This is a genomic window from Achromobacter sp. NPDC008082, assembly GCF_042957345.1.
Lineage (GTDB): Bacteria > Pseudomonadota > Gammaproteobacteria > Burkholderiales > Burkholderiaceae_B > Achromobacter > Achromobacter kerstersii_A.
On record NZ_JBIBIB010000005.1, the window covers coordinates 227,004 to 253,497 of the forward strand.

Sequence of the window (26,494 nt, forward strand, 5' to 3'; positions counted from 1 at the left end):
TCTATGCCGCTAGTGCAACCAGCGTGCGGGTACGGTGATCAGTTCAGGGAAGATCACCAGCAGGACCAACAAAAGCGTGTAGGCCACGACGTAGCGCCACACGCCTCTGCAGATGGTTTCCATATTGATGCGGGCCACGCCGCAGACTACGTTCAGCACCGTGCCGACGGGCGGGGTCAACAGGCCCACGCTGCCCACCATGACGAACATGACGCCGAAGTAGACGGGGTCGATGCCCGCCTTGATGACGACGGGCATGAGCACCGGGCCAAGGATCAGGATGGTGGGCGTCAGGTCCATCACCGTGCCCACCAGCGTCAGCAGGACCAGCAGCGCGAACATCAGCATCTTGGGCTGGTCCATCACGGGTTCCAGCAGCGCGATCAAGTCTTGCGGCATGTCGGCCAGGGTGATCATGTAGGACGAGACCATGGCGGCCGCCACCAGGAACATCACGACGGCAGTGGTGCGCGCGGCGTTGACGAACAGCGGCGCCAGGTCGCGCAGGCCGATCTCGCGGTAGACGAACAGGCTGACCAGCAAGGCGTAGACGGCGGCGACGACGGCGGCCTCGGTGGGCGTGAAGACGCCGCCGCGCAAGCCGCCGATGATGATTACGGGCAGCATCAGCGCCCAGAGCGAATCGCGCAGCGCCTTCAGCCGGCTGGCCCACGGCACGCGCGGCGACGGCTTGATACTGCCGTGCTTGCGCGCCACCCACGCCCACACCGCGATCAGCGTCAGGCCCATCATCAGGCCGGGGGCGATACCGGCGAAAAATAGCTTGGTGATGGATACGTTGGTGGCAACGCCGAAGATGATGAACGAAATGGATGGCGGAATGATGGGGGCGATGATGCCGCCCGCCGCGATCAGCCCGGATGCCTGCCCGGCCTCATAGCCTTTTTCGCGCAGCATCGGGATCAGCAGCGAACCCAACGCGGCGGCGTCCGCCACGGCTGAGCCTGACAATGACGCCAGCAGCACGCTGGCGAAGATGGCGACGTAACCCAGGCCGCCCTGGATGTGTCCCACAAACGAGGTGGCCAGGTTGACGATGCGGCGCGAAATGCCGCCGGCGTTCATCAGTTCGCCGGCCAGCATGAAAAGCGGCACCGCCATCAAGGTGAAGCTGTTGGCGCCCGTAAGCATGTTCTGCGCCAGGATTTGCGTGTCGTAGAAGTCCAGCTGAAACATCATGGCCAGGGCGCTGAGCAGCAGCGCAAAGGCAATCGGCATGCCCAGGGCGATCAGCCCCAGCAGCACAAGCAGGAAGACGGTCAGGATCATTGCGGGTGTCCGGGCGGGAAGGGGGAGGCTGTAGGGGGGAGCTGGAGTCGGGATCAGACCAAGGGGTCTTCGGGGCTGGACTCGGCGGGTAAGGGGCCGCCCATCAAGACCCGTATCAGGTCGATCACCGTCAGCACGCCCATGGCCACGGCTGCGTACAGCGCCGCCGTGTTGAACACCGCCAGCCGCATGCCCGTAACCGGCAGCACCGTGTCCATGCCAATCACGGTCTGCACCCAGCTGCCTTGCGCCATCAGCCACAGCACCCACAGCACCAGCAATTGGCAGAACACGTGGGACACACGGCGCGCACGCGGGCCGAATCGCTCGACCAGCATCGTGACGCCGATGTGCTGGTGGTCGCGCAGCGCAATGACCGCGCCCAGAAAGATCATCCAGACGAACGCCAGGCGGGCGACTTCGTCTGATGCGTTGATGCCGGAATTGAACAGGTAGCGCAGGGCGACGTTGCCGAACAGCAGCACGACCATGACGATCAGACAGGCCACCATCAGCCACGTCTGCAAGGTGAAACACCAGTCGGCGGCGCGGGCCAAAGGCGTACCGCCCGGCCGGCCCGAAGGGCTTGCGTGCATCGTTGTCTCCTATCCGTTTCCCGGAATTTTTTGGATGATGTTGCGGCGAATGTTAGCGCTAACATTTTCTATTTGGCAAGCCCTCTTTGTTGCGTCAGACTACGCGCTTCCCATCCCACGCTGCGAGGGCCAATGTCCATTCGTAAACCCCGAAGCACCCGCGCTGGCCGCGTCACCATGCAGGACGTGGCGCGCCGGGCGGGCGTCAGCGCCATCACGGTATCGCGCGCTTTGCGCACGCCGGACAAGGTGGCGGAAACGCTGCGGATGCGTATTGCGCAGGTGTGCCAGGAATTGGGGTATGTACCTAACCACGCCGCCAGCGCGTTGGCGTCGGCGCGGTCGCAAACCATCGTGGTGCTGATCCCGTCACTGAGCAACGTGGTGTTCGTGGACATCCTCACCGGCATCAAGGACGTGCTGGACCGCCACGGTTATCACATGCTGATCGGGGTGACGGGTTATTCGCCCGATGCGGAAGAAGCCTTGGTGCGCAAGTATTTGCAGCATTCGCCCGATGGGCTGATCTTGACGGGCATCGACCACAACCCCGGCGTGTGGGCGCTGTTGCGCGCGCAGCATATTGCTACCGTCCATACGATTGAAACGCTGCCGGGTAGCGAGGACATGAGCGTGGGGTTTTCACAATTCGATTCCGGCTACGCGGCATGCCGGCATCTGGCCGAGCGGGGGCATCGGCGGGTGGGCATCGTGGGGGCGCAGCTGGACCCGCGTTCTTTGCGCCGCTGCGAAGGCGCGCGGCAGGCGCTGCGTGATGCCGGCTGCTACGACGCATCGCTGGAAATCATGACGCCGGAAAAGTCGTCCATCAGCCTGGGCGCATCGTTGATGGAAGACCTGCTGACGCGGCATCCTGATTGCGACGCCGTGTTTTTCTGCAATGACGATCTGGCCCAAGGCGCGGTATTTCAATGCGGGCGGCTGGGCGTGGACGTACCGGGGAAGATGGCCATCATCGGCTTTCATGACCTGGCCGGCACGGCGTGGACGACACCGCCTTTGTCGACGATCGCCACGCCGCGCTATCAGATCGGCGTATCGGCGGCTGACCTGCTGATGCGGCATTTGGCGGGCGACGCCATCGACGAGCGGCATGTGGATCTGGGTTTCTCGCTGGTGCAGCGCGAGACCAGTTGAGCGGGCCCTTGCCCCATCATCTTCAGGCCGCCCGGCGCATCGCCAGGAACACGCCTGCCGCCATGATCAAGCTCATGCCCGCCAAGGCCAGCGCATCGGGCGGACGCTGAAACCAGAACGTGCTGAACAGCACGGCCAGCAACAGCTGAAAGTAATTCAACGGGGCCAGCGTGGCGGCCGACACGCGTTGGAATGCGGCGATCAGCAGAATCTGGGCCAGCCCGCTGCATGCGCCCAGCGCGATGATGAAGAGGGCGTCGGCCAGATCTGGCCAGGGGTCGGGCAGGAAGAACGGCGCAGGCAGCGCTGTCACGATGAGGCAAATGATGGCCGTATAGGCGTACTGAACCGGCCCGGGAACCTTGCCGGACAGCTTGCGTGTCAGCACCTGAAAGATGGCGTAGCTGACGGCCGATACCGCCATCAGCACCGTGCCCAGCAGCGGCAAATCGGCGCCGGGCCGCACGATCAGCAGCATGCCCGCAAAGCCCGCCGCCACCGCCAGCCATTGCACCGGCCGCACGCGTTCGCCAAGCAGCCACGGCGACAGCGCCACCATGATCAGCGGCGACGTGAAGTAGATGGCCGTGGCTTCCGATAGCGGCATCCAGATCAGGGCCGTCATGAAGCACGTGGCCACCGTCGCCAGCATGACGCCGCGCAGCACCAGCAAAGGTTTTTCCGGCGCATCGCGCAAGCGCACGCCCGCGCCGTGCCGCCACAGCATGAACATGGCCAGCGTGATGACCGCCAGGTAGCGCATCACGTTGAGAAAAGGCGCGGGGTAGCGTTCCAACAGGTGCTTGGAGCCGGCATCAAAGGTGGCGAACGCCACCAGCGCGGCAAAGAACAGCAAGATGCCGGCGTTGCGCGTGGCGGCGGGCGCGGGCAGGATCGCAGAGGGGACGGAGGCCATGTGGGGTGAACGCGTCAGGCGCCAGCGTGGCCCATGCCTTGCAGGAAGGCGTCCAGCGCGGGGCCGATCGCCTGCACCATGTATCCGCCTTCCTGCACGACAACCGTGGGCAGGCGCAGGCTGGCGACACGTGCGCCGATGTCGCGATAGGCGTCGATGTCCAGCTTCAGGACGCTGATGGGGTCGTCCTTGTAGGTGTCAAAGCCTAAGGCCAACACCAGCGCTTCGGGGGCGTAGCCCGTCAATGCGGTCAACGCCGTGTCCAGCGCGGCCAGGAAAGGATCGTTGCCCGAGCCGTGCGCAAGCGGCAGGTTCAGGTTGTAGCCTTCGCCCGCGCCAACCCCGCGTTCTTCCGCATAGCCCGTGTAGAACGGGTAATACGCGCTGGGGTCTGCATGCAGCGACACGGTCATCACATCGGCGCGCTGGTAGAAGATGTTCTGCGTGCCGTCGCCGTGGTGCGCGTCTACGTCCAGCACGGCCACCTTGGACCACGTTTGCAGCAAACGGCTGGCCGCCGCGGCGCTGCTGTTCAGGTAGCAGAAGCCGCCTGCGCGGTCGCGATGGGCATGGTGGCCTGATGGCCGGCACAGCGCATAGGCCATGCCCTGCGTGCTGGCGACGTGATCGGCGGCCGCCACCGCGCTGTGGGTGGAGCGCAGCGCCGAACGCCACGTTTGCGGACCGATCGGGCAGGACAGGTCGCTTAGGTAGTAGCCGGTTTGCGCCACGATGGACGGCGATGGGCACGGGCCGCGGCCGGCCTGTTCGACGCGGCCGTTGTAGTAGGGCGACAGGTTGGGCAGAACTTCGGGGCCAGGGTCCACGCCCGGCGCCTTCAGCGACTGCCAGCGTGAGTACGCCGTTTCCAGGTAGTTCAGGTAGTCGGCGCTGTGAATGCTTTCCAAGGGCTTGCGTCCGTAGTCCGACGGCGCTTCGACCTTGATGCCCCGCGACGCCAGCGCGCCTTGCAGGCTTTCCGCGCGGGACGGCAAATCGGTGGGGGCGCTGAGCCGGCCCAGCCGCATGAATTGCTGCGGCGTGTGCAGCAACTGTTCTTCCGAGAAAAACGCCTTCATGGTGGTCCTCGCTGACGCGTCAAGCCTGCTTGAGTTCGATCTCGACGAAAACGAATTCGGTATCGCTGGGGTTGATGACGTTGTGTTCCACGCCAACCGGTCGATAGTAGGCGATGCCGGTCGTCAGTTGGCTGGTGATCTGGCCATCGGGCGTGTCAAGCAGCAAGGGGCCGGTCGTTTGCGGCACCACCACATAGTTCATGCCATGGCGGTGCCAGCCGGTTTCGCCGCCGGGCGGAAAGCGCCACTCGGTCACGGTGACCTTGTCGTTGTCGATCTGCACGGTAGGCACGGCGGCGGGGCGTTGCACGGGGAAGTCTCCTGGTGTGGTCATGGTCAGGTATCGGAATCAGGCCATTGTCGCCTGGGTCGGGTCCCAGTGCTGGCCGGGCACGGCGGCAATCAGTTGCCGCGTGTACGCGTGTTGCGGGTTATCGAAAATCTGGGCGGGCGAGCCGTACTCAACCACTTTGCCCCGGTGCATCACCAGCACGGAATTGCAGATCTGTGCGGCCACGCGCAGGTCGTGGGTGATGAACACCAGCGCAATCTTCAGGCGCTGTTGCAGGTCGTGCAGCAGTTGCAGCACCTGCGCCTGCACGGACACATCCAGCGCGGATACCGATTCATCGGCCACCAGCACTTTGGGTTCCAGCGCCAGCGCGCGTGCGATGCCGATGCGTTGGCGTTGCCCGCCCGAGAACTGATTGGGGTAGCGGTCGAAGGCGGAGGGGTCCAGCCCCACCAATTGCAGCAGCTCGCGCACCCGGGCTTCGGCCTGCGCGCGCGGCACGCCATTGGCGACCGGGCCGTCGCTGATGATGCGGCCTACGGTGTGGCGCGGGTTCAGCGATGCAAAAGGGTCCTGGAAGATCATCTGGATGTCGTGGCGCATCGGCCGAAAGCGCGACTCCGGCAGCGTAGCGATGTCTTGCCCATTGAAAATCAGCTGGCCGCCATTGATGCCCACCAGTTTCAGCAGGCACTTGCCGATGGTGGACTTGCCCGAGCCGGATTCGCCCACGATGCCCAAGGTTTCGCCGCGGCGCACCGCAAAGCTCACGCCATCCACTGCATGCACTTCGCGCTTGCCGCCCAGCCAGCCGTGGCCGATGACATAAGTTTTCTTCAGGTCTTTCACTTCCAGCACGGGCGCGTCGTTGTCGGCAGCAACGCGTTCTTCGCCACGGCGATGCGGCACGGCGGCAATCAAACGCTGCGTGTACGGATGGCGCGGGCGGTTGAGCACATCATCGGCCAGGCCTTGCTCGACCAGCACGCCTTTTTCCATGACGGCGACGCGGTGCGCAATTTCGGCCACCACGCCGAAGTCATGCGTGACGAACATCACGCCCATGCCTTTTTCTTTCTGAATGCGGGCGATCAGCGCCAGAATCTGCGCCTGCGTCGTGACGTCCAGCGCGGTGGTGGGTTCGTCGGCGATCAGCAGCGCCGGTTCCAGCACCAGCGCCATCGCGATCATCACGCGTTGCCGCTGCCCGCCCGATAGCCGGAACGGATACACGTGATAAAGCGTTGCCGGGTCGGGCAGCCCCACAAAGGCCAGCAGCTCCAGCGTGCGCTTCATGCGTTCGGCGCCGGGGTAGGCATTGTGCACGCGCATGACTTCGCTGATCTGTTCACCCACGGTCATCAGCGGGTTCAGCGCGGACAGCGGCTCCTGAAAAATCATCGCCATGTCCTTGCCGCGCATCGCTTGCAGGGTGGCTTCGTCTTGTTGCAGCAGGTCTTGGCCGCGGAACAGAATGCGGCCTTGTTGCGGCGTCAGATAATCGGGCAACAGGCCCATGATGGCGTTGGCGCTCATCGACTTGCCCGATCCGGATTCCCCCACGATGCACAGGATTTCGCCTGCGCGGATGTCGTAGGAAACATCCTGTACAGCGAAGGGGCGGTCGCCGCCGCGAGGCAGGGCGATGCTCAGGTTCTGGATGGACAACAGCGGCGTGGTTTCGGTCATGTCGGCCTCCTATTCGCCGCGCTTGCGCAGTTGCGGGTTCAGGGCGTCGTTCAGCCCTTCGCCGATCAGGTTGATGGCCAGCACGGTCAGCAAGATGGCCACGCCGGGCCAGACGCTCATCCACCAGGCTTCGCGGATCATCGTGCGGGCCGCGCCAATCATGAAACCCCAGCTCATCAGGTTGCGGTCGCCCAGGCCCAGGAAGGACAGCGACGACTCCGTCAGAATGGCGGTGGCCACCATGAAGGACGCCGACACGATGATGGGCGACATGGCGTTGGGCAGAATCTGCGTGCTGACAATGCGCGCGGGCGTCTGGCCGATGACGATGGCCGCCTGCACGAATTCGCGCTGCTTGAGCGTCATGAACTCGGATCGCACCAGCCGCGCGGCCGGCGGCCACGACACGATGGCGATCGCGCCCATGATGGAGTACACGGATGGGCTAAGAATGGCCACCAGCACGACCGCCATGGCCAGCTGCGGAATGGTCTGGAAGAACTCGGTGAAGCGCATCAGCGCATCGTCCACGCGGCCGCCGCAGTAGCCGGCCACGGCCCCCACCAGAATGCCGAACAGCAGCGCCACCGCCGTCGACAACAGGCCCACCATCAGCGACACCCGCGCGCCCCAGACGAGCCCGGCCGTGATGTCGCGGCCCAGCATGTCGGTGCCGAACGGGTAGTCGGCGTTGGTGAAGGGCGGAATCAGCGGGTCGGCCACCATCATCCAGGGGGATTCTTCGTACAGCAGCGGCGCGGCCAGCGCCACCACAACCACGATCAGCATGATGACAAGGCCTGCCACCGCGCCGTAGTTGCGCATATAACGTCGGGCAAAGGCTTTCATGCGGCGGCTCCTTGCTGCGCCCCGGCGCCGATGCGGGGGTCGATCAGGCGGTACATCACATCGGTCAGCAGGTTGAAAATCACGACCATGATTGAGGTGACCAGGAAGATGCCCAGCAGTAATTGGTAATCGCGTTGGAGCAGGGCGTCGAACATCAGGCGGCCGATGCCGGGCCACGCGAATACGGTTTCGGTCAGTACGGCGCCACCGGCCATCTGGCCCAGCTGGATGCCGGCAAAGGTGATGACGGGCAGCAGTGCGTTGCGCAAGACGTGTGCGCGGATCACGCGGCTGGGGCTCACGCCCTTGGCGCGCGCCGTTTTCACGAAGTCCATGCCGATCACTTCCAGCATCGACGCGCGGGTCAGCCGCACATACACAGCCATGAAGAAGCAGCCCAGCGTGACGGTGGGCAGGATCAGATGCTGCGCGATGTCTCCCGCGCGGGCCCAGCCGGTAAGCCCCGAGCCCACGGTTTCCATGCCAAAGGCGGGCAGCCAGCCCAGCACCACGGAAAACAGCAGGATGCCCATCAAAGACAGCCAGAACAGTGGGGTGGCGTACAGCAGCAGCGCGCCCGTCATGACCGAGCTGTCGATCCAGCGGCGCTTGTTGCGGTAGCGGGCCTTGGCGGCGACCACTCCCAGGAAGACGCCCAGCACGATGGAAAACACAAACGCGCAGGACATCAGCAGAAAGGTCGCGGGCAGGCGTTCCAGGATCAGATCCAGCACCGGCACGTGGTTGCGATAGGAAAAGCCCAGGTCCAGTTGGACCACGCCCTTCAGGTACAGCATCAACTGCGTCAGGATCGGCTTGTCCAGGCCGAAAGCCACACGCAATTGGTCGACATAGGCGGCGTCGCCCGCGCCGGCCTGGCCCGCCAGCACGGCGGCCGGGTCGCCTGGCGCCAGGCGGATCAGGAAGAAATTGATGATCACCACACCCAGCACGACCACCAGGGCATTGCCGATGCGGGATAAAAGAAAAGACAGGAATTTCATGCGGGGTCCTCGCGGGTCCGCCGCCGTGGAACGCTCCACGGCGGCGTCTTGCTGCACTTGGCTTGCTACGTGCCTACGCGGCTGCGCTTACTTCTCGATGTAGACGTCGTCGAACGATTCGTTCAAGCCGATGGCCGTCTTGACCAGGTTCTTCACGTTGGCGCGATACAGCGTGGGGAACTCCATGTCCACCAGGTAGCCGTTGGCCACGTCATTGACCAGCGTCGTTTGCAGCTGCGTATAGAGCGCCTGGCGCTTGGCCGGGTCCACTTCCGAGGCGGCGGCTTCCCACTGCTTGTCGGTCTCAGGGTTGCTGTAGCCCTGCACGTTGGCAAACGGCGAACCCTTGACGATGTTCGACGAGATATACAGGCGCTGCACGCCGAGTGCGGGGTCGCCGTACTGGTAGGTGAACGTCGTCGTTACGTCGAAGTCCCAATTGCCGGTGCGGCTGGCCCAGCCGCCCGCGTCGGTGGATTCCAGGTTGACCTTGAAGCCCAGTTGCTCCAGCGCCTGCTTGGTGTATTCGCCCAGGCGGTCCCACGTGGAGCCGTAGGGGAAGCTCAGTTGGCGGATCGTGTAGTCCTCAGGCTTGATGCCCGATTCCTTGATCAGCGCGCGCGCCTTCTTCATGTCGAACGGCATGGCCGGCATGTTCTTGTCGTAGAACATCTCGGTTGTCACGAAGGGGCTGGTCGACACCTTGCCCAGGCCAAAGAAAATATTGTTGACCACCATATTGCGGTTCATCGCCGCCATGATCGCCTGACGCACCTTCACGTTGTCGAAGGGCGGCTTGCGCATATTGAAGATCAGGTACGCCTGCGGCGAGAACATTTCCCAGCCGGCCGTGGTGTATTCCACCTTGGGCAGCGCGCGCAGGCGCTTGATATCGACGTTGTCGACGTCACCGCCGCGCAGCACGTCCACGCTGCCGCGTTCAAACGCCACCGCGCGCGAGGCCGCATCCGGGATCACGTTGAACACCAGCTCATCCAGGTACGGCATGCCCGGCTTCCAGTATTCGGGGTTGCGCGTCAGCTTGATGTATTCGCCGCGCTTCCATTCCTTGAACATGAAGGGGCCGGTGCCAACAGGCTTCTGGTTGGCGGGGTTGGTCATGTAGTCGGTGCCGGCATAGAGGTGCTTGGGCATCATCGGCGCAAAGCCCGGTTCGAACATCAGCATGAAGGCGGGGAAGGGCGTCTTCAGCTTGATGACGACGGTCTTGGCGTCGGGCGCCGTCACGGAATCAACAAACTTGTTCAGGATGACGCGGGCGCGCGCATGCGTTTTGGGCAGCATGTCCGCCAGCGAGAAGACCACGTCTTCGGACGTGAACGGCTTGCCGTCATGCCACTTCACGTTGTCTTGCAGGTGGAAGGTGTAGGTCAGGCCGTCGGCGGCGGCTTCCCAGGACTTGGCCAGCCCGGGCTGCGGCTTCAGATCGGTGGAATAGGTCAGCAGGCTTTCATAGATCTTGCCTGCGACAAATTGCGTGGGGCCTTGCTGGTTGATGGCCGTGACAATCACGGGCGGCTCGGGCTGAACGATCATGTTCAAGGTGCCGCCCTTGGTCTGGGCCAGGGCTTGGGTCGCGGGCAGCGCGGCCGCAAGGACCAATGCGCCGATGCTTAGGGAGAACCATTTCTTCGATTTCACTGCGAGCCTCCGGGCTGGAAAGGGACTGACAGGTGACCGCCGTTGCGCGGCAGATGCCGCGCAATAACAAGCAAACCTCGTGCCACCTGCGTTTCTCAGGGGTACAACGGGTGAAGCCGCACCATTCGTGCTTCATACAGGTGCTGGGTAAGGCGGCCGCGCACCATTGCGGCGAAATCGTCGGTGCTAACGCGCGGCGTTGGCGCGCGCCACCATGGCGTCAAGCAGGACGTTGCAACCGGCTTCCAGATGCCCGGGCTGCGCGTCTTCAATTTCGTTGTGGCTGATGCCGTCTTTGCACGGCACGAAGATCATGGCGGTGGGCGCGACGGCGGCCATGTAAACGGCGTCGTGTCCTGCGCCCGTCACGATGTTCATGGCGGGCAAGCCCCGGCTGGCCGCGCCTTGGCGCACCTTGTCTACCAGGTCTGTATCGAATGGCGTGGGCGGGAAGGTCTGCACGTCTTTCACATCCACATGTACGCCATGCGCCACGGCGATGTCGTCGCAGGCGCGGCGCCAGGCTTGGTCCATGCGCGCGAGCGTGGCCGCATCTTCGTGGCGCAGGTCGGCGGTGAAGCGGACTTGCCCGGGGATGACGTTGCGCGAGCCCGGGTGCGCATGGATTTCGCCCACGGTGCCGCGCCCGTGCGGCTGGTGTGCGTTGGCAATGTTGATCACCGCTTGCACCAGAAAGCTGGCGGCGAACAGCGCGTCGCGGCGGATCGCCATGGGTGTGGGGCCCGCGTGCATTTCCATGCCGGTCACGGTGACGTCGTACCAGCGCAGGCCCAACGATCCGGTCACGATGCCGATGGTCTTTTCTTCATGCTCAAGAATCGGACCCTGTTCGATATGCGCTTCGAAGTAGGCGTCGATGGGCCGGCCGCCCACGGGGTCCGCGCCCGCATAGCCGATGGCTTGAAGCTCATCGCCCACCGTCAGGCCCTGCGCGTCGCGTGCGGACAGCGCCGTCTCCAGCGGGAATTTGCCGGCGAAGACGCCCGATCCCATCATCACCGGCACGAAGCGTGAGCCTTCTTCGTTCGTCCAGATGGCCACTTCCAGCGGGGCGTCGGTCTGCACGCGGGCGTCGTTCAAGGTGCGCATGACCTCCAGCCCGGCCAGCACGCCATAACAGCCGTCGAACTTGCCGCCGGTGGGCTGGGTGTCGATGTGGCTGCCGGTCATGACGGGGGGCAGGGCGTTGTTGCGGCCGTTGCGGCGCGCGAAGATGTTGCCCACCTGATCGACCCGCACCGTCAACCCGGCGTCGCGCATCCAGCCGGTGACAAGGTCACGGCCCTGGCCGTCCAGCGCGGTCAGGGCAAGACGGCAATTGCCGCCCTTGGGCGTGGCGCCGATCTGCGCCAGATCCATTAACGACTGCCATAGCCGTTGGCCGTTGATGGACAGGGAAGACGATGTCATGGATAGCCTCGGTGGTCGGTGAGTGAATCGACGTCTTCGCGCAGCCGCGCCAGAATGCCCAGCAGATGCGTGTGCATCGCGTGGCGGGCGCGGATCGGGTCGCGCGCCATGATGGCGGCCAGGATGCGCTGGTGCTCGGCATGGGCTGCGGCCCACACCTGTGTGTTCACGAAGTAGTCCTGCATGCGGCTGTACAGCGAGCTCGCCTGCGTCAGATTCCACAAGTGCGCCACGGCCGAGGCCAACGCCGCGTTGCCGCAGGCGATGGCGATGGCGCTGTGGAATTCGCGGTCGTGCTGGCCGGGGGAATCGGTCAGCGACATGGCGGCGTGCGCGTCGCGGATGGTGGCGATCTGCGCGGGCGTGGCCTGTTGCGCGGCCAGCGCGGCGCATTCCGGTTCGATCAGCATCCGGGCTTCGAGCAAGTCAAAGGGGCCGATGTCATCGTGGCCGGGCAGGGCATGGGCGGCGGTGGAGGACGCCGCGGGAAACGCGGCGCCTTCGGGCGTGATCGTGACGAACACGCCCGTGCCGACGCGTACTTCCACATAGCCCTCGATCTCCAGGGCGATCAACGCTTCGCGGATCGACGCCCGGCTGACTTGCAGTTGCTCCGCCAGTTCACGCTCCGAAGGCAGGCGCCCGCCGCGGGGGAAGTCGCCCGCCCGGATGCGGCCGGCGATCTGGTCGGCAATCATGCGGTACAGGCGGGTGACGGCGACAGCCTGGAAGGTGCTCATAACGGATCGGTCTATCGATATGGCCTGGTGGTCAGGCCACCAATATAGGCACGCCGTTATTGAAATAACAGGGAAATTTGTGGATTTCAGGGAAAACGATCAGAGGGATTCCACGTCTTCCTATCTGGTGGTCAGGCCAGTTAGGCGTGCGCAGGGCGCACGCCTGTAGGGCGGCCAGCCGGAGGTGCAGCCAGCCGAAGGTGCACCTTACTCGGCCGCGTCGTCCGGCTCGGGCGTTTGCGTGAAGGCGCGGACCAGGCGGGCGATGCCGTCCAGCTCATCTTGCGCGCCGACGACCCATTCGGGTTTGTCGAACGGGCTGTCGGACGGCGCCTTGTCCATGCCATCCTTCAAATCATTGAGCAGCTCCAGCGCCATGTCGGTCGCTTGCGGGCTGCTGCGGGTGGATAGGGCGATGGCAATGGCCAAGGCTTGGCGCATGGCCAGCAGGCGGCCATCCAATTCGGTGTCCATGGGGTGTCCTGGTTCTGCAACGTGAATGGGCGCATTTTACGGGCGCAAGCAACGCGCGCTTTGAGGTTTGCGCAAGATCAAGGTGCGGGGGCCGCCGCAGGCGAATAATTCGGGGTATGCAAGCCGCCCTCCGCCCACGCGTTTCAGACTCCCCGGCCCCTGCCGCCTCCGAACCTTTTTTTCCTCCCCAGTTGCTGGCTCGGCTGGACAAGAACGGGCCGCGCTACACCTCGTATCCCACGGCCGACCGCTATCACGCAGGCTTTGGCGAACAAGACTACCGGCTGGCGTTGCAGCAACGCCGCGCCACGCAACCGGCAGAGCCGCTGTCGCTCTACGTGCACATTCCGTTCTGTGATTCGGTCTGCTATTACTGCGCCTGCAACAAGGTGGTGACGCGTCACCACGACCGCGCGGCGCGTTATCTGGACGCGCTGGCGCGTGAAGTGGCGTTGCATGTGCAGGAGCTTGGCGCGGGCGTTCCGGTGTCGCAACTGCACTTTGGCGGCGGTACGCCCACCTTCCTGTCAGACGAAGAGTTGACGCGTCTGATGGATGATCTGCGCAGCGCATTCCGCTTCGAGCCGGATGCCGAGATCTCCATCGAAGTCGATCCGCGCACGGCTACGCCCGAGCGCCTGGCGCATTTGCGCAAACTGGGCTTTAACCGGCTGAGCTTCGGCGTGCAGGATTTTGATCCGCGCGTGCAAGTCGCGGTGCATCGGGTGCAGTCTTTCGAGGATGTGCGGGCGCTGATGCAAAGTGCGCGGGCGCTGGGCTATGCGTCGGTAAACGTTGACCTGATCTACGGGCTGCCGTTGCAGACCACCGAATCGTTCGAGCGCACCATTGGGCAAGTGGTGGCGTTGCGCCCGGACCGTATTGCGCTCTACGCCTACGCGCACTTGCCGGAACGCTTCAAGCCGCAACGCCGCATCAACGAAGCTGACCTGCCTGACCGCGCCACGCGCGTGGGTCTGCTCAGCTCGGCCATCGATGGCTTTTTGCAGCAGGGCTACACCTACATAGGCATGGACCATTTCGCGCTGAACACGGATGCGCTGGCCATTGCCAAACAGCGTGGCGAACTGCACCGAAATTTCCAGGGCTACAGCACGCAGCCGGATCGCGACCTGGTCGCGCTGGGCGTGTCCGCCATTGGCCGCATCGGCAACACCTACAGCCAGAACGCCAAGGTGCTGGATGAGTACTACGCGGCGATCGAGGCCGGTAACTTTGCCGTCGAGCGCGGAATGGAACTGAACGCCGACGACCTCGTGCGCCGTGAAGTCATCATGGACATCATGTGCCAGGGTCGCGTGGATTTTGCGCGCGTCGAGACCCGGCACGGTCTGCGCTTTGGCGACTACTTCAGCCGCGAACTGCTGCAAATGGCGAACCTTGCGGAATTGGGCCTGGTCAACCTGCGGTCAGGCGAGGTGCAGGTGACCGGTCTGGGCTGGTATTTTGTACGCGCCGTCGCCATGGCGTTTGACGGCTATTTGCGCAGCATGAGCAGCGGCGCCAGCTACTCCCGCATCATCTGAGGCGGGCCGCGGCGGCGAGGGGAATGAGGATTCACTCGGCAAATTTCTCGCGCAGATAGAGCGCCAGAGACAAATCGTCGGCCAACTGCAGCTTGCGCATCGCCCGCCGTTTATGGGTGCTGACGGTCTTCTTGCTGCGCATCAGCCGGGCCGCTATCTGCGTGACCGACAAGCCCTGGCTGATGTGGCGAAGAATTTCGACTTCAGACGTCGTCAGCAACGCATGGGGGTGGGTGGGTTCAAGCGGGCGTATCTTTCCGTCCTGAACCGACAGAAACGGGTCCTTGCCGCTCAGCACGCCGCGAATCATTTCGGGCAGCAACATCATTCCCCACTGCTTTGCCAGATACCCATTTGCGCCTGCGCGAAACGCCGCGTACTGGGTCTCTTGGCGGTTGCCCGCCGAAAACGTGATGATCGCCAGGTTCGGATGATACCGGCGCAGCCGGCGCAAATAATTGACGCCGTCCCAGGGTTCCTGGGGCAGATAGAAATCAATCAGGGCAACGTCACAGGGCGCATGGGTCAGCTTTTCGAGCATGGCCCGCGCCGACGTTTCGCGGTGCAGCACGCGAAACCCTGGCCGGCTCTCCAGATAGGCATCCACGCCTAACGCCACCACGGGGTGGTCGTCCAGGATGGCCACTTTAATGACGTTGGGTGTGCGCGACAGCAATAGATGCCGGCGGCCGCCCTGACGGCCACCCCCTTCGTTCCCGCGCGGCGGGTTTGATTGGGATGACGCTTTGGTCACACGTATTGAGACAGCTTTCATCGATGCTCCACGAGCCGTAAGGAGGACGTCGGTGGCGGTTTCGCTCGGCGTGAGGCGACATCCGAAGCACGCTCCGCACGTAGTCTTAAATTTGCGAAGGCAGATTACGTTTTCATACGGCTGAGCGGACGAGAAAAGCGTCAAAATCAGACCGTTGCACCCTCGGCCTAGTAGTGAGCGCGAGCATGACCAAGAAGATTCTGCTGTTAGGACGCGACGGCCAACTGGGTTTTGAGCTGCGGCGCAGCCTTGCTCCGCTGGGTGTGGTGGCGGCGGTTGGCCGCAGCGATTGCGACCTGACCTACCCCTTGCAACTGGCGCGTCTGGTGCGTAAAGAGAAGCCAGATGTCATCGTCAACGCCGCGGCGCTTACGGCGGTGGACCGTGCCGAAGAAGACGCCGTCCGCGCCTCGCGGGTCAACGCAGAGGCCGCCGGAGAGCTGGCCGCCCTGGCTGCCAGCCGCGGAGCGCTGATCGTGCATTACTCCTCGGACTACGTGTTCGATGGCGCGAAATCCAGCCCCTATGTCGAAACCGACACGCCCGGCCCGCTGAACGTGTACGGGCGCAGCAAGCTGGCGGGCGAGCGCGCGGTGCAGGCCATGAATGCCGCCCACCTGGTGTTTCGCACCTCGTGGATCTACGGCGTGTTCGGCAACTCTTTCCTGAAGTCGATGTTGATGGCGTTGCGCCAGCCCGAGGCGTTGCGCGTGGTCAGTGATCAGCACGGCGCGCCCACGGGCGCCGCCTTCGTCGCCGATGTGACCGCGGTGGCGGTGGCGCGCTATTTTCTTGGCGGAGCGGGCTTTCCGTTCGGCCTGTACCATGTGACCGCGGCGGGGCGGGTCAGTTGGCACGAGTACGCCTGCTTCATCGCCGAGCAGGCGAGGCGCGCAGGCCTGCCGGTGACGTTGACCCCGGACGACATCCATCCCGTGTCCGCGGATCAGCATCCGAACACGGCGGCCCGGCCGTTGAACTCCTGTCTGGACACGAGCCTGCTGGCCCGGCAGTTCGGTATCCACGCACCGCCGTGGCAAGAGGGCGTGCGCCACGCGCTGGCCGCCCTTGCCGATAGCCGTAACTTGGTCTGATCCGGGCGGATTTGTCGCGCATTTGCGACGGAAAGGGCGCGAATGATGCTACAATCGGCAACGATAAATGCAGTTGATCCGTTGATTTCGCATGTTGACTCGGGCTTTAGCCCGTTTTGTTTTCAACGTTGATCTTGATTGCGCAACATTGCTTCGCGCCGCCTCGGGCGCGCACCAACAGGCTTAGAATCATGTTTTTCCCGCTGGCACGAACTACGACCCGGAACTTTCGCCCTATGTCGCGTTAGTTTTTCGTGCGTCGGGTTTCACCGTGTCAGGTCGGCGGTAGAACTCAGCAAGACAACCAATAGAACGCGGCTCTCAGGCCGCGTTTTTCGTTTCTGATTTTCGATTTTTAGTTCCAAGAACCCCAGGAAGCACTCCCGATGGTACAGATCACATTGCCCGATGGTTCGCAGCGCCAATATCCGGGGCCGGTAACGGTTGCGGAAGTGGCGCAATCGATCGGTACGGGCCTGGCCAAGGCCGCCTTGGGCGGCCGCGTAACGGTTGAAGGCTCGGAATCCAAGCTGGTCGACACCAGCTTTCGCATCGAAGGCGATGCGCGTCTGGCCATCGTTACCGCCAAAGACGCCGACGGCCTGGACCTGATCCGCCACTCCACGGCTCACCTGCTGGCCTACGCGGTCAAGCAGCTGTTCCCGGACGCCCAGGTCACCATCGGCCCCGTGATCGACAACGGCTTCTACTACGACTTCTCGTACAAGCGCCCGTTCACGCCTGAAGACTTGGCCGCCATCGAAAAGAAGATGGCTGAGCTCGTCAAAAAGGACGAAATTGTCACGCGTGAAGAATGGACGCGCGACGACGCCGTTGAATTCTTCAAGAGCATTGGCGAACAGTACAAGGCCGAGATCATCGCTTCGATTCCGTCGAACGAACCGCTCAGCCTGTACCGTGAAGGCGACTTCATCGACCTGTGCCGCGGCCCCCACGTGCCGTCCACGGGCAAGCTGAAGGTCTTCAAGCTGATGAAGGTGGCTGGCGCCTATTGGCGCGGCGACAGCAAGAACGAGATGCTCCAGCGCATCTACGGCACCGCCTGGGCCACGAAGGAAGAGCAGGAAGCCTATCTGCACATGCTGGAAGAGGCCGAACGCCGCGACCACCGCAAGATCGGCCGCGAACTCGACCTGTTCCACTTCCAGGACGAAGCGCCTGGCCTGATCTTCTGGCACCCCAAGGGCTGGGCCCTGTGGCAGCAGGTCGAGCAGTACATGCGCGCCGTGTACAACAACAACGGCTACCAGGAAGTCAAAGCGCCGCAGATTCTGGATCTGTCGCTGTGGAAGAAGACGGGCCACTGGGACAACTATCGTGAAAACATGTTCACGACCGAGTCCGAGAACCGCGTCTATGGCTTGAAGCCGATGAACTGCCCGGGCCACGTGCAGATCTTCAATTCCGGCCTGCATTCCTACCGCGAACTGCCCCTGCGCTACGGCGAATTCGGCCAGTGCCATCGCAACGAACCTTCGGGTTCGCTGCACGGCATGATGCGCGTGCGCGGCTTTACGCAAGACGACGGCCATATTTTCTGTACAGAAGAACAGCTCCAGGACGAATGCGCCGACTTCACGGCCTTGTTGCAAAAGGTCTACCGCGACTTCGGTTTCACCGAAGTGCTGTATAAGGTCGCCACGCGTCCTGAAAAGCGTATTGGCTCGGACGAAGTCTGGGATACGGCTGAACAGGCGCTGATGGAAAGCCTGCGCCGCACCGGCTGCGAATTCGAAATTTCGCCGGGCGAGGGCGCGTTCTACGGCCCCAAGGTCGAGTACACGCTGAAGGACGCTATCGGCCGTCACTGGCAATGCGGTACGATTCAGGTCGACTTCTCGATGCCCGTGCGCTTGGGCGCCGAGTACGTGGACCAGAACGACCAGCGCCGTCCGCCGGTTATGCTGCACCGTGCCATCCTGGGTTCGCTCGAGCGTTTTATCGGTATGCTTATCGAAAACCACGCCGGTGCGATGCCTCCTTGGCTGGCTCCGGTGCAGGCTGTCGTATGCTGCATTTCTGAACCTTCGGCCGATTATGCGGCTGAAATCACACAAAGCCTGAAAAAACAAGGCTTTAGAGTAGAGTCCGATTTGCGCGGTGAAAAAATCACTCGTAAAATTCGGGAGCACAGCCTGCAAAAGGTGCCGTACATTCTTGTCGTCGGCGACAAGGAAAAACAAAACGGCACCGTAGCCGTACGCGGTCTGGGCGGATTGGACCTTGGCGCCATCGCATACGACGAGTTCGTCGCGCGATTGTCCGAGGATGTCTCCTCCCGCCGCGACGTCAATCAACCTGATAGCAGTGCTGCTTAACATTTCTAGGAGCTTTCAACATCGCCACTGAAAAAGCCAATCGCATCAACGGTGAAATCCGCGTCCCCGAGGTGCGCCTGATAGGTCTGGAGGGGGAACAGCTGGGCATCGTCAAGATCGCCGACGCGTTCCGTCTTTCCGAGCAAAGCGACGTGGATCTGGTGGAAATCGCGCCGAACGCCGAGCCGCCGGTCTGCCGTTTGATGGACTACGGTAAGTTCAAGTACCAAGAGCAGAAGCGCCAAGCCGAAGCTCGTTCCAAGCAGAAGGTCATTCAGGTCAAGGAAGTCAAATTCCGTCCGGCCACCGACGAGGGCGACTACCAAGTCAAGCTGCGCAACCTGCGCCGCTTCCTCGAAGAGGGCGACAAGGCCAAGGTGACGCTGCGTTTCCGTGGCCGCGAAATGGCTCACCAGGAACTCGGTATGCGGGTGCTTGAACGTGTGCGTGACGATCTGCTGGAACTTGCCCAGGTCGAAGCCATGCCGAAGCTCGAAGGCCGTCAGATGGTCATGGTGCTGGCGCCCAAGAAGAAGGCCGTGCCTGCGGGCAAGCCTGAATCGGCGGCCTGAGTTCCAGCCGTAGCCTTCCCCGGAAGGCTTGGCCGCTAGACATCCGACCCGCCGTCCACCTCGTGACCGGCGGGTTCGCTTATTGGGCGGCTCTGCGCTACGATGTCATAAAGCCGCCTTCCCGCGAGGGAAGGCGGCGTCCGTTCAGGGTGTCGCGATGCATGTTTTGTTCGTTTTGGATCCCTTGCCGCTGCTCAAAGCGTACAAGGACAGTTCGGTTGCCATGATGCGTGCCCTCGTGGCGCGCGGCCACACGCTTAGCGTGGCCATGCAGGGCGACCTTTACATCGAAGGCGGCACGGTCAAAGCCGTCACCACGCCGATCGCGCTGGTGGCTGATGCCGACCTGCACGGCCATGACTGGTGGACGGAGTCCCCTGCCCAGGATCTGCCGCTGGCGGATTTCGGCGCGGTCGTCATGCGCAAAGACCCGCCTTTCGACATGGAATACGTGTATTCCACGCATTTGCTCGAATACGCCGAGGCCCAAGGCGCCCGCGTGTTCAATAGCGGCGCGGCAATTCGCAACCACCCTGAAAAGCTGGCCATCACCGAGATCAGCGAGTTCACCGCGCCCACGCTGGTGACCCGCAACATGGCTCGCCTGAAGGCCTTCCACGACACGCATCACGACGTGATCGTGAAGCCGCTGGACGGCATGGGCGGCACGGGCGTGTTCCGCTTGCAGCCCAAGGACCCGAACCTGAACGCCATTCTGGAAACGCTGACCGACAACGGCGCGCGCACCATCATGGCTCAGCGTTACATCCCCGATATCGTCAAGGGCGATAAGCGGATTTTGCTGATTGGCGGAAAACCCGTGCCGTATTCGCTGGCGCGCATTCCGCTGGCCGGTGAAACCCGTGGCAATCTGGCCGCAGGCGGCCGTGGCGTGGCGCAGGAATTGTCGCCGCGCGACCGCGAAATCGCCGAAGCCGTGGCTCCCAAGCTGGCTGCTCGCGGCCTGCTGCTGGTGGGCCTGGACGTCATTGGCGATTACGTCACCGAAGTGAATGTCACCAGCCCCACCTGTTTCGTAGAGATTGCCGAACAGACCGGTTTCGATGTCGCGGGCATGTTCGTCCAGGCGCTTGAAGACGCCGTGGCGACCACTGCCATCGCGGCCTGATCTCTCTGGAATCCGTCATGACCACGGGTATTGTTATCGTCGTGCACGCGCCTTTGGGCGCGGCGATGCGCGAATGCGCCAGCCACGTCATGGGCAACCTTGACGGCATGCTGGCCATTCACGATATCCAGCCTGAAGACCGTCCGGACGATTTGGCGCCGGACGTTCTGAAAGACATTCTTGAACAGGACCACGGCGCCGGTGTGCTCGTGCTGACCGACCTGATCGGCGCGACGCCCGCAAATATCTCCAAACGCGCCGTCGCTGATGCGCAAGCACAAGGCATTCAATGCTGCGTGCTGGCAGGTTTGAATACCCCGATGCTGCTGCGCGCATTGACTTATCGCAATCTGCCGTTGGCCGATACGCGCGAAAAGGCGCTGGCCGGCGGAGTGCAGGGCGTCTTGCGTGTAGACTGACGGGCGGGAATTTGCCCTATTATGTCGGCTGGCAATCCAAGCCGAAAAGCGGTTGGCGGTTTGGTTTGTTGCTGCGATCAACACTGCGGCGTAAATCCGCGGTCATAATATTTCCTATGCCTACAAAAGACATCGTCATCAGCAATAAATTGGGTTTGCATGCGCGGGCCGCCGCCAAGCTGACGCAACTGGCCAGCAAGTTCTCAAGCGAGATCTTTATCTCGCGTGGCGCACAGCGCGTGAACGCCAAGAGCATCATGGGCGTCATGATGTTGGCGGCCGGGCTGGGCGTGACGGTCAAACTGGAGGCTTCCGGCGGCGACGCCGATCAAGCCCTTTCCGAAATCGAAACCTTGTTCGACAGCAAATTCGGTGAGCAGGAATAGAAACTCCCATGAATCCGCCAGCCTGAGCGTTGCTGAGGCTGGCGCGTCTACGACCCCGAACAATGCTCACGACGGAGCTGGCCCTGCCAGCCCCGTCGTTTGTCTTTATGGCAAAGGCGTTGCGAAGGGATATGCCATCGGACGCGCCGTCGTCATGGGCGCCGCGGCCTTGGAAGTGGCGCACTACCGGATATCGCCCGAGGATGTGCCCGCCGAAAGCAGCCGTCTGACCGAGGCCCTGGCCTCGGCGCAGCACGAATTGCGGCTGTTGGCCGACACCTTGCCGGCCGATGCGCCGCGCGAGCTGGGCGCCATGCTGAACGTGCACAGCCTGTTGCTAGGCGACCCGTTATTGGCCGAACAAACCCTGGCGCTGATCGCCGAACGTCACTACAACGCCGAATGGGCGCTGACGACGCAAGGCCAGATTCTTGGCCAGCAGTTTGACGCCATGGAAGACGAGTACCTGCGCGAGCGCGGGGCTGACGTCCGACAAGTCATCGAGCGTGTGCTGCACGTGCTGTCCGGCACGTCGGCGATCTTGCCCGACATGTCGCACATGGGCGGAGACGACGCGCTGGTGGTGGTGGCGCACGATATCTCGCCGGCCGACATGCTGCGTTTGCGCGGAGGGCGCTTTGCGGCCTTCGTGACCGACCTGGGCGGGCCCACGTCGCACACGGCCATTGTGGCCCGCAGCATGGGCGTGCCGGCCGTGGTGGCTATGGGCAACGTGCGCGAATTGGTCCGCGACGGCGACATGCTGATCATCGACGGCGCGGCCGGCGCCGTGGTCGTCAATCCGTCGGACCGCATTCTTCAGGAATACCGCCGCCGTCAGACGGTATATGCCGACGAACGCGCCGAACTCGGCCTGCTGCGTGATGAACCTTCGGTCACGCTGGATGGCATCGATATCGTCCTGCACGCCAATATCGAATTGCCCGAAGAGGCCGCGCTGGCGCTGGCTTCTGGCGCGCATGGCATTGGCCTGTTCCGCAGCGAATTCCTCTTCATGGGGCGCCCGGACCTGCCTGGTGAAGAAGAGCAGTACGAAGCCTATTCTTCGGTGGTGAAGGTGATGGCGGGCCGGCCCGTCACGATACGCACGCTGGATATCGGGTCGGACAAAACGCTGGATGGGGAAGCCACCGTGGCCACCAACCCGGCGTTGGGGCAGCGCGCCATCCGGTACTGTCTGGCGCGCCCTGAAATGTTCGCAACGCAGCTGCGCGCCATTCTGCGGGCTTCGGCTCACGGTCCTGTGCGGCTGCTGATCCCCATGATTGCGCACATGCATGAAGTGGTGGCGACCAAGGCGGCCATCGAGTCCGCACGGCGCGAGCTTGATGCGCGCGGTCAGGCCTACGCGCCGCACATGGAAGTGGGCGCCATGGTTGAAGTGCCCGCCATCGCTATCGCCATTGAGCCGTTTGCCCAGGCGCTGGATTTCCTGTCGATCGGCACGAACGATCTCATCCAATACACCTTGGCCATCGACCGCGGCGACCACGATGTGGCCGCGCTGTACGATCCGCTGCATCCGGCCGTGCTGCGCCTGGTCGCCAATACCATCAATGCAGGCGAGCGGGCGGGCAAGCCGGTTGCGGTCTGCGGCGAAATGGCGGGCGATTCGCGCATGACGCGCTTGCTGCTGGGCTTGGGGCTGACCGAGTTCTCGATGCATCCGCAGCAGTTGCTGGACGTGAAGCGGGAAGTGCGCCGCGCGCATTCCAACGCGCTTCGCATCAAGGTGGCGACGGCGCTGAACCGCGCCTTGCCCGTTGATCTGGATGCGCTTGACCCGGCTTGATCCGGGTTGATCCGGGTTGATCCCATTTGATCCGCTCTACCCAGAACCTAAAAACGCCCCGATTCGGGGCGTTTTTCTTGTCCAGGCGCGGACCAAAAAAAAGCGCCGGGATGTGACATCCCGACGCCGTTTTCTTGCTGGCCCGCCGCAGGCGGCGGGCCGAGATACCGCATTAGCTGTGATACGCCGATTCGCCGTGGCTCGTGACGTCCAGGCCTTCGCGCTCCTGTTCTTCCGGCACGCGCATGCCGCACAGGGCATTGGCGATCTTGTAGGCAATCGACGCCACCACGCCGGACCAGACGATGGTCAGCAGCACGCCTTCCAGCTGGACCCACAGTTGGTGGGCGATCATGCCAGGCTCAGCCAGGCCGGGGCCGCCGAGCACTTGCGCGTTGAACACGCCGGTCAACAATGCGCCGACGATACCGCCCACGCCGTGGATACCGAACACGTCCAGCGCGTCATCGGCACGCAGCATGCGCTTCAGGCCGTTCACGCCCCAGACGCAGACGATGCCGGCAACCACGCCGATGATCAGTGCGCCCACCGGGCCAACCAGGCCGGCGGCGGGGGTGATGCCCACCAGACCGGCAATCGCGCCGGAGGCGGCGCCCAGCATCGAGGGCTTGCCCTTGATGGCCCATTCCGTGAACAGCCAGGCCAGCACGGCGCCCGCCGTGGCGATCATCGTGTTGAAGAAGGCCAGGGTGGCGTTCTCGTTGGCGGCCAGTGCCGAACCCGCGTTGAAACCGAACCAGCCCACCCACAGCAGGGCGGCGCCAATAAACGTCATCGGCAGGTTATGCGGCTGCATGGCTTCGCGGCCGTAGCCCACGCGCTTGCCGACCACATACGCGCCCACCAGGCCGGCCACGCCAGCATTGATGTGCACCACGGTGCCGCCGGCAAAGTCCAGCGCGCCCTTGGCATTCAGCAGGCCCGGCGCCGTTTCGGACGCGAACCACACCATGTGGGCGATGGGAATGTAGGCGAACGTGAACCAGATCACCGTAAACACCAGCACCCCGGAGAAGCGGGCGCGTTCAGCAAAGCTGCCCACGATCAGCGCGCAGGTGATGCCGGCGAACGTGGCCTGGAACGAGGCGAACAGCAGCTCGGTCAAGGTGTTCGACATGGCGTACTTGCCGTCAGCCGGTGTGAACATGCCAGAGAAGAAGGCGCGCGACAGGCCGCCGAAGAAGGCGTTGCCCTCGGTAAATGCAAGGGAATAGCCGTAGATGAACCAGAGAACCAGGCCCAGCACAAACGTGCACAGCACTTGGAGCAACACCGACAGCACGTTCTTGCTGCGTACCAGGCCGCCATAGAACAACGCCAGACCGGGTACGGCCATCATCAATACAAGCAGGGTAGAGACGAGCAACCAGGAGATATCTGCTTTATCCATTTTCAGGCTCCAATGAGTCTTTCTTTATTTATTTACAGCGCAGCTTCGCCAGCTTCACCCGTGCGGATGCGGATCACTTGTTCCAGGGGAGCAGCGAAGATCTTGCCGTCGCCGATCTTTCCGGTGCGGGCGGCTTGTTCGATTGCTTCGATGACCTGATCGACAAGGTGGTCGGGCACGGCCGCTTCAACTCGCAGCTTGGGCAGAAAGTCGACGGCGTATTCAGCGCCGCGATACAGCTCGGTATGGCCCTTTTGGCGGCCAAAACCCTTTACTTCGGTAACAGTCAGGCCCTGGACGCCGATCCCGGATAGAGCCACCCGCACTTCGTCGAGCTTGAAGGGCTTGATGATGGCGATGATGAGTTTCATGGCATTTCCTCTCATGGTTGCACGTTGGCCTCGACTATCAAGCAAGATCCATGCCATGTTGGTGCGTACCCGGAAAGGGGAACGGCAGGCGCATGAGTTGTGCCTGGTTGCACCAATATAGTGCGCCATGCACCACACGTCAGCCTCAATGTGGTGCGTAACGTGGTGAATGCGGGTGGTGCAACGAAATATGTTCCGGCGCCAACATTTGTAGCCAGTTGATGCTGCGGCGGTTGCGGTTTGTATTGGATTTTGCATGGCGGAACCGCAAGCGCTGCGCGAGCCGTTCTGGCCGCACAGCCTTGCAGGGCGGGCTTGCGGCGGGAATTGCAGGGCTTTCAGCCGCCTGCCAGGCATGCAACGCGACGCCCAAAAAGGGGGAAGGGCTTGATACCAGGGTTTACACGCATCCGCTTGTTGCGCCTAGCCGGGTGAAGAAGAATCAAGACCAGCTCATGTTTCCCGGTGAGCGAATCGGGCCGCATGAGAGGTTCCGGTATGTGGCTCTTAATAAAAAGTAAGAACGGAAAGAGGACACAATGAAGAGTCAACGCAAACTAATCGGCATGCTGGCGCTGGCGGCGTCAATGGGTGTGCTGGCCGGGTGCAATAAGAGTGATGAAAAGGCCGCTCCGCCCGCGGCTTCAACGACCCCGCCACCGGTAACGACGCCTGCTCCCGCAGCGCCTCCGGCCGCCTCGCCTCCCGTGGCAAGTACGGCAACGGTGCCCGCGGAGTGCGAAGCGTATCTGGCTAAGGTCAACGCGTGCATGGATAAATTAGGCAGCAGCAACCCCGCCGCAGCCAGCATCAAGCAGCAGCTTGATGCGGCCAAGACGCAGTGGGCGTCCATTCCCGACAAGACGCAGTTGGCGGCGCAGTGCAAGCAGTCGTCGGATCTGTTTGCGCAATCGGCAAGCCAGATGGGTTGCCCGTAACGATGTTGGTAGGGGGTTGCCGCCATGGCAGCCCGGTTTTCTCCTGTGCTTTGATGGGCGGTCACCGCATGCGGCCCGCCCTCTTTTTTTGCATAATCCTGTTCGGACTTCTGCGCCGGATCGGCAAAGCACTACACTTGAGGCATCAAGAACACAGAGAGGCCGCTATGAACAATCGCACCCAATGGATGGAAGACATCCAGAAGAATATTTCCGACCTGATCGCCCGCAGCCCGGCCGCCGACGTTGAAAAGAACGTGCGCGCAATGATGGCCCAGGCCTTCACCAAGATGGATCTGGTCACCCGCGAAGAATTCGACGTGCAGGCCGATTTGCTTGCCCGCACGCGCGCCAAGGTTGATCAATTGGCGGCCCAGGTTCAGCAGCTGGAGTCGCGTTTGTCGGCCCTGGACAAATAACCCGGCGCCAGCCGTAGCAAGATCAAAACGACCGCGAATAGCGGTCGTTTTTCATTGGGCGTTGTGGTTCGAACGGGGCGATTATGCGTGGCGAGGGAAGG

At 63.0% G+C, this 26,494-nt stretch carries 26 protein-coding genes; 11 read left to right on the plus strand and 15 right to left on the minus strand.

The annotated features are described in order from the left end of the window. Positions 1-9 precede the first annotated feature (9 nt). Together ACFZAI_RS20880 and ACFZAI_RS20885 are read right to left on the minus strand one after the other, a co-directional pair. Complete coding sequence (locus ACFZAI_RS20880) at positions 10-1,290, minus strand: TRAP transporter large permease (RefSeq protein WP_391568722.1); 1,281 nt, start codon at positions 1,288-1,290, stop codon at positions 10-12. 53 nt (positions 1,291-1,343) lie between these two features. Further along, positions 1,344-1,886, minus strand: coding sequence for a TRAP transporter small permease (locus ACFZAI_RS20885; protein WP_054422346.1), 543 nt, complete (start codon positions 1,884-1,886; stop codon positions 1,344-1,346). Positions 1,887-2,018: 132 nt separating this feature from the next. Here ACFZAI_RS20885 and ACFZAI_RS20890 point away from each other — a divergent pair, with 132 nt between their 5' ends. Continuing rightward, on the plus strand, positions 2,019-3,044 hold the full coding sequence (locus ACFZAI_RS20890; RefSeq protein ID WP_391568723.1) for a LacI family DNA-binding transcriptional regulator: 1,026 nt from the start codon (positions 2,019-2,021) through the stop codon (positions 3,042-3,044). A gap of 22 nt (positions 3,045-3,066) precedes the next feature. Here ACFZAI_RS20890 and ACFZAI_RS20895 read toward each other — a convergent pair whose 3' ends face one another. The 10 genes from ACFZAI_RS20895 to ACFZAI_RS20940 form a co-directional block, all read right to left on the minus strand. After that, entirely contained in the window at positions 3,067-3,960 is an 894-nt protein-coding gene (locus ACFZAI_RS20895; protein WP_391568724.1) for a DMT family transporter, read from the minus strand. A 14-nt stretch (positions 3,961-3,974) separates the two neighbouring features. Continuing rightward, entirely contained in the window at positions 3,975-5,039 is a 1,065-nt protein-coding gene (locus ACFZAI_RS20900; RefSeq protein WP_391568725.1) for a histone deacetylase family protein, read from the minus strand. A gap of 19 nt (positions 5,040-5,058) precedes the next feature. Then, positions 5,059-5,349, minus strand: a complete 291-nt coding sequence (locus ACFZAI_RS20905) for a cupin domain-containing protein (RefSeq protein ID WP_391568726.1) — start codon at positions 5,347-5,349, stop codon at positions 5,059-5,061. A gap of 39 nt (positions 5,350-5,388) precedes the next feature. Then, positions 5,389-7,020 (minus strand): ABC transporter ATP-binding protein, encoded by a 1,632-nt coding sequence (locus ACFZAI_RS20910; RefSeq protein WP_391568727.1) that lies wholly within the window; start codon positions 7,018-7,020, stop codon positions 5,389-5,391. Positions 7,021-7,029: 9 nt separating this feature from the next. Further along, positions 7,030-7,869 carry an ABC transporter permease gene (locus ACFZAI_RS20915; protein ID WP_391568728.1) on the minus strand — a complete coding sequence of 280 codons (840 nt, stop codon included), beginning with the start codon at positions 7,867-7,869 and terminating at the stop codon, positions 7,030-7,032. Then, the gene (locus ACFZAI_RS20920; RefSeq protein ID WP_391568729.1) at positions 7,866-8,873 is read right to left on the minus strand and encodes an ABC transporter permease; all 1,008 of its coding nucleotides are present in this window, start codon (positions 8,871-8,873) and stop codon (positions 7,866-7,868) included. The genes ACFZAI_RS20915 and ACFZAI_RS20920 overlap by 4 nt, the downstream gene beginning before the upstream one ends. An 87-nt stretch (positions 8,874-8,960) precedes the next feature. Next, a complete protein-coding gene (locus ACFZAI_RS20925; RefSeq protein ID WP_391568730.1) occupies positions 8,961-10,535 on the minus strand; it encodes an ABC transporter substrate-binding protein in 1,575 nt (524 codons plus the stop codon). Positions 10,536-10,721: 186 nt separating this feature from the next. Next, a complete protein-coding gene (locus ACFZAI_RS20930; RefSeq protein ID WP_391568731.1) occupies positions 10,722-11,966 on the minus strand; it encodes a Zn-dependent hydrolase in 1,245 nt (414 codons plus the stop codon). Then, positions 11,963-12,706 (minus strand): FadR/GntR family transcriptional regulator, encoded by a 744-nt coding sequence (locus ACFZAI_RS20935; protein WP_391568732.1) that lies wholly within the window; start codon positions 12,704-12,706, stop codon positions 11,963-11,965. The genes ACFZAI_RS20930 and ACFZAI_RS20935 overlap by 4 nt, the downstream gene beginning before the upstream one ends. A gap of 207 nt (positions 12,707-12,913) precedes the next feature. Beyond that, on the minus strand, positions 12,914-13,180 hold the full coding sequence (locus tag ACFZAI_RS20940) for a hypothetical protein (RefSeq protein ID WP_175169837.1): 267 nt from the start codon (positions 13,178-13,180) through the stop codon (positions 12,914-12,916). A gap of 116 nt (positions 13,181-13,296) precedes the next feature. Between ACFZAI_RS20940 and hemN the strand changes: the two genes are divergently transcribed. Next, the gene (gene hemN / locus ACFZAI_RS20945) at positions 13,297-14,727 is read left to right on the plus strand and encodes an oxygen-independent coproporphyrinogen III oxidase (protein WP_391568733.1); all 1,431 of its coding nucleotides are present in this window, start codon (positions 13,297-13,299) and stop codon (positions 14,725-14,727) included. A gap of 31 nt (positions 14,728-14,758) precedes the next feature. Here hemN and ACFZAI_RS20950 read toward each other — a convergent pair whose 3' ends face one another. After that, a complete protein-coding gene (locus ACFZAI_RS20950) occupies positions 14,759-15,502 on the minus strand; it encodes a response regulator (RefSeq protein WP_391569178.1) in 744 nt (247 codons plus the stop codon). A 185-nt stretch (positions 15,503-15,687) separates the two neighbouring features. On the opposite strand from ACFZAI_RS20950, the gene rfbD reads away from it, so the two are divergent. From rfbD to ptsP, 7 genes are all read left to right on the plus strand, one after another. After that, positions 15,688-16,596 (plus strand): dTDP-4-dehydrorhamnose reductase, encoded by a 909-nt coding sequence (rfbD, locus tag ACFZAI_RS20955; RefSeq protein ID WP_391568734.1) that lies wholly within the window; start codon positions 15,688-15,690, stop codon positions 16,594-16,596. Between the two features lie 386 nt (positions 16,597-16,982). Then, positions 16,983-18,935: a threonine--tRNA ligase gene (thrS, locus tag ACFZAI_RS20960; RefSeq protein ID WP_054422332.1), complete on the plus strand. Its 1,953-nt coding sequence runs from the start codon at positions 16,983-16,985 to the stop codon at positions 18,933-18,935. Positions 18,936-18,955: 20 nt separating this feature from the next. Further along, a complete protein-coding gene (gene infC, locus ACFZAI_RS20965; RefSeq protein ID WP_391569179.1) occupies positions 18,956-19,507 on the plus strand; it encodes a translation initiation factor IF-3 in 552 nt (183 codons plus the stop codon). A 157-nt stretch (positions 19,508-19,664) separates the two neighbouring features. After that, the gene (gene gshB / locus ACFZAI_RS20970) at positions 19,665-20,636 is read left to right on the plus strand and encodes a glutathione synthase (RefSeq protein WP_391568735.1); all 972 of its coding nucleotides are present in this window, start codon (positions 19,665-19,667) and stop codon (positions 20,634-20,636) included. 17 nt (positions 20,637-20,653) lie between these two features. Further along, on the plus strand, positions 20,654-21,055 hold the full coding sequence (locus tag ACFZAI_RS20975; RefSeq protein ID WP_054422329.1) for a PTS sugar transporter subunit IIA: 402 nt from the start codon (positions 20,654-20,656) through the stop codon (positions 21,053-21,055). A 116-nt stretch (positions 21,056-21,171) separates the two neighbouring features. Beyond that, positions 21,172-21,441 carry an HPr family phosphocarrier protein gene (locus ACFZAI_RS20980; protein ID WP_054422328.1) on the plus strand — a complete coding sequence of 90 codons (270 nt, stop codon included), beginning with the start codon at positions 21,172-21,174 and terminating at the stop codon, positions 21,439-21,441. A gap of 22 nt (positions 21,442-21,463) precedes the next feature. Continuing rightward, positions 21,464-23,254: a phosphoenolpyruvate--protein phosphotransferase gene (gene ptsP / locus ACFZAI_RS20985; protein WP_391569180.1), complete on the plus strand. Its 1,791-nt coding sequence runs from the start codon at positions 21,464-21,466 to the stop codon at positions 23,252-23,254. A gap of 172 nt (positions 23,255-23,426) precedes the next feature. On the opposite strand, the gene amt is transcribed toward ptsP, so the two are convergent. Both amt and ACFZAI_RS20995 read right to left on the minus strand, forming a co-directional pair. Further along, positions 23,427-24,665 carry an ammonium transporter gene (amt, locus tag ACFZAI_RS20990; protein ID WP_391568736.1) on the minus strand — a complete coding sequence of 413 codons (1,239 nt, stop codon included), beginning with the start codon at positions 24,663-24,665 and terminating at the stop codon, positions 23,427-23,429. A gap of 32 nt (positions 24,666-24,697) precedes the next feature. Beyond that, a complete protein-coding gene (locus ACFZAI_RS20995) occupies positions 24,698-25,036 on the minus strand; it encodes a P-II family nitrogen regulator (protein ID WP_006218735.1) in 339 nt (112 codons plus the stop codon). Positions 25,037-25,623: 587 nt separating this feature from the next. Here ACFZAI_RS20995 and ACFZAI_RS21000 point away from each other — a divergent pair. After that, entirely contained in the window at positions 25,624-25,974 is a 351-nt protein-coding gene (locus ACFZAI_RS21000) for a DUF5339 family protein (protein WP_391569181.1), read from the plus strand. A 167-nt stretch (positions 25,975-26,141) separates the two neighbouring features. Beyond that, positions 26,142-26,393 (plus strand): accessory factor UbiK family protein, encoded by a 252-nt coding sequence (locus ACFZAI_RS21005; protein ID WP_054422324.1) that lies wholly within the window; start codon positions 26,142-26,144, stop codon positions 26,391-26,393. The last annotated feature ends 101 nt before the right edge of the window (positions 26,394-26,494 follow it).

Excerpts from the sequence above, each read along its gene's own strand:
- ACFZAI_RS20880 (WP_391568722.1), bottom strand. The coding sequence starts at position 1,290 with ATGATCCTGACCGTCTTCCTGCTTGTGCTGCTGGGGCTGATCGCCCTG.
- ACFZAI_RS20885 (WP_054422346.1), bottom strand. The coding sequence starts at position 1,886 with ATGCACGCAAGCCCTTCGGGCCGGCCGGGCGGTACGCCTTTGGCCCGC.
- ACFZAI_RS20890 (WP_391568723.1), top strand. The coding sequence starts at position 2,019 with ATGTCCATTCGTAAACCCCGAAGCACCCGCGCTGGCCGCGTCACCATG.
- ACFZAI_RS20895 (WP_391568724.1), bottom strand. The coding sequence starts at position 3,960 with ATGGCCTCCGTCCCCTCTGCGATCCTGCCCGCGCCCGCCGCCACGCGC.
- ACFZAI_RS20900 (WP_391568725.1), bottom strand. The coding sequence starts at position 5,039 with ATGAAGGCGTTTTTCTCGGAAGAACAGTTGCTGCACACGCCGCAGCAA.
- ACFZAI_RS20910 (WP_391568727.1), bottom strand. The coding sequence starts at position 7,020 with ATGACCGAAACCACGCCGCTGTTGTCCATCCAGAACCTGAGCATCGCC.
- ACFZAI_RS20915 (WP_391568728.1), bottom strand. The coding sequence starts at position 7,869 with ATGAAAGCCTTTGCCCGACGTTATATGCGCAACTACGGCGCGGTGGCA.
- ACFZAI_RS20920 (WP_391568729.1), bottom strand. The coding sequence starts at position 8,873 with ATGAAATTCCTGTCTTTTCTTTTATCCCGCATCGGCAATGCCCTGGTG.
- ACFZAI_RS20930 (WP_391568731.1), bottom strand. The coding sequence starts at position 11,966 with ATGACATCGTCTTCCCTGTCCATCAACGGCCAACGGCTATGGCAGTCG.
- ACFZAI_RS20935 (WP_391568732.1), bottom strand. The coding sequence starts at position 12,706 with ATGAGCACCTTCCAGGCTGTCGCCGTCACCCGCCTGTACCGCATGATT.
- ACFZAI_RS20940 (WP_175169837.1), bottom strand. The coding sequence starts at position 13,180 with ATGGACACCGAATTGGATGGCCGCCTGCTGGCCATGCGCCAAGCCTTG.
- hemN (WP_391568733.1), top strand. The coding sequence starts at position 13,297 with ATGCAAGCCGCCCTCCGCCCACGCGTTTCAGACTCCCCGGCCCCTGCC.
- ACFZAI_RS20950 (WP_391569178.1), bottom strand. The coding sequence starts at position 15,502 with ATGAAAGCTGTCTCAATACGTGTGACCAAAGCGTCATCCCAATCAAAC.
- rfbD (WP_391568734.1), top strand. The coding sequence starts at position 15,688 with ATGACCAAGAAGATTCTGCTGTTAGGACGCGACGGCCAACTGGGTTTT.
- thrS (WP_054422332.1), top strand. The coding sequence starts at position 16,983 with ATGGTACAGATCACATTGCCCGATGGTTCGCAGCGCCAATATCCGGGG.
- gshB (WP_391568735.1), top strand. The coding sequence starts at position 19,665 with ATGCATGTTTTGTTCGTTTTGGATCCCTTGCCGCTGCTCAAAGCGTAC.
- ACFZAI_RS20975 (WP_054422329.1), top strand. The coding sequence starts at position 20,654 with ATGACCACGGGTATTGTTATCGTCGTGCACGCGCCTTTGGGCGCGGCG.
- ACFZAI_RS20980 (WP_054422328.1), top strand. The coding sequence starts at position 21,172 with ATGCCTACAAAAGACATCGTCATCAGCAATAAATTGGGTTTGCATGCG.
- amt (WP_391568736.1), bottom strand. The coding sequence starts at position 24,665 with ATGGATAAAGCAGATATCTCCTGGTTGCTCGTCTCTACCCTGCTTGTA.
- ACFZAI_RS20995 (WP_006218735.1), bottom strand. The coding sequence starts at position 25,036 with ATGAAACTCATCATCGCCATCATCAAGCCCTTCAAGCTCGACGAAGTG.
- ACFZAI_RS21000 (WP_391569181.1), top strand. The coding sequence starts at position 25,624 with ATGGGTGTGCTGGCCGGGTGCAATAAGAGTGATGAAAAGGCCGCTCCG.
- ACFZAI_RS21005 (WP_054422324.1), top strand. The coding sequence starts at position 26,142 with ATGAACAATCGCACCCAATGGATGGAAGACATCCAGAAGAATATTTCC.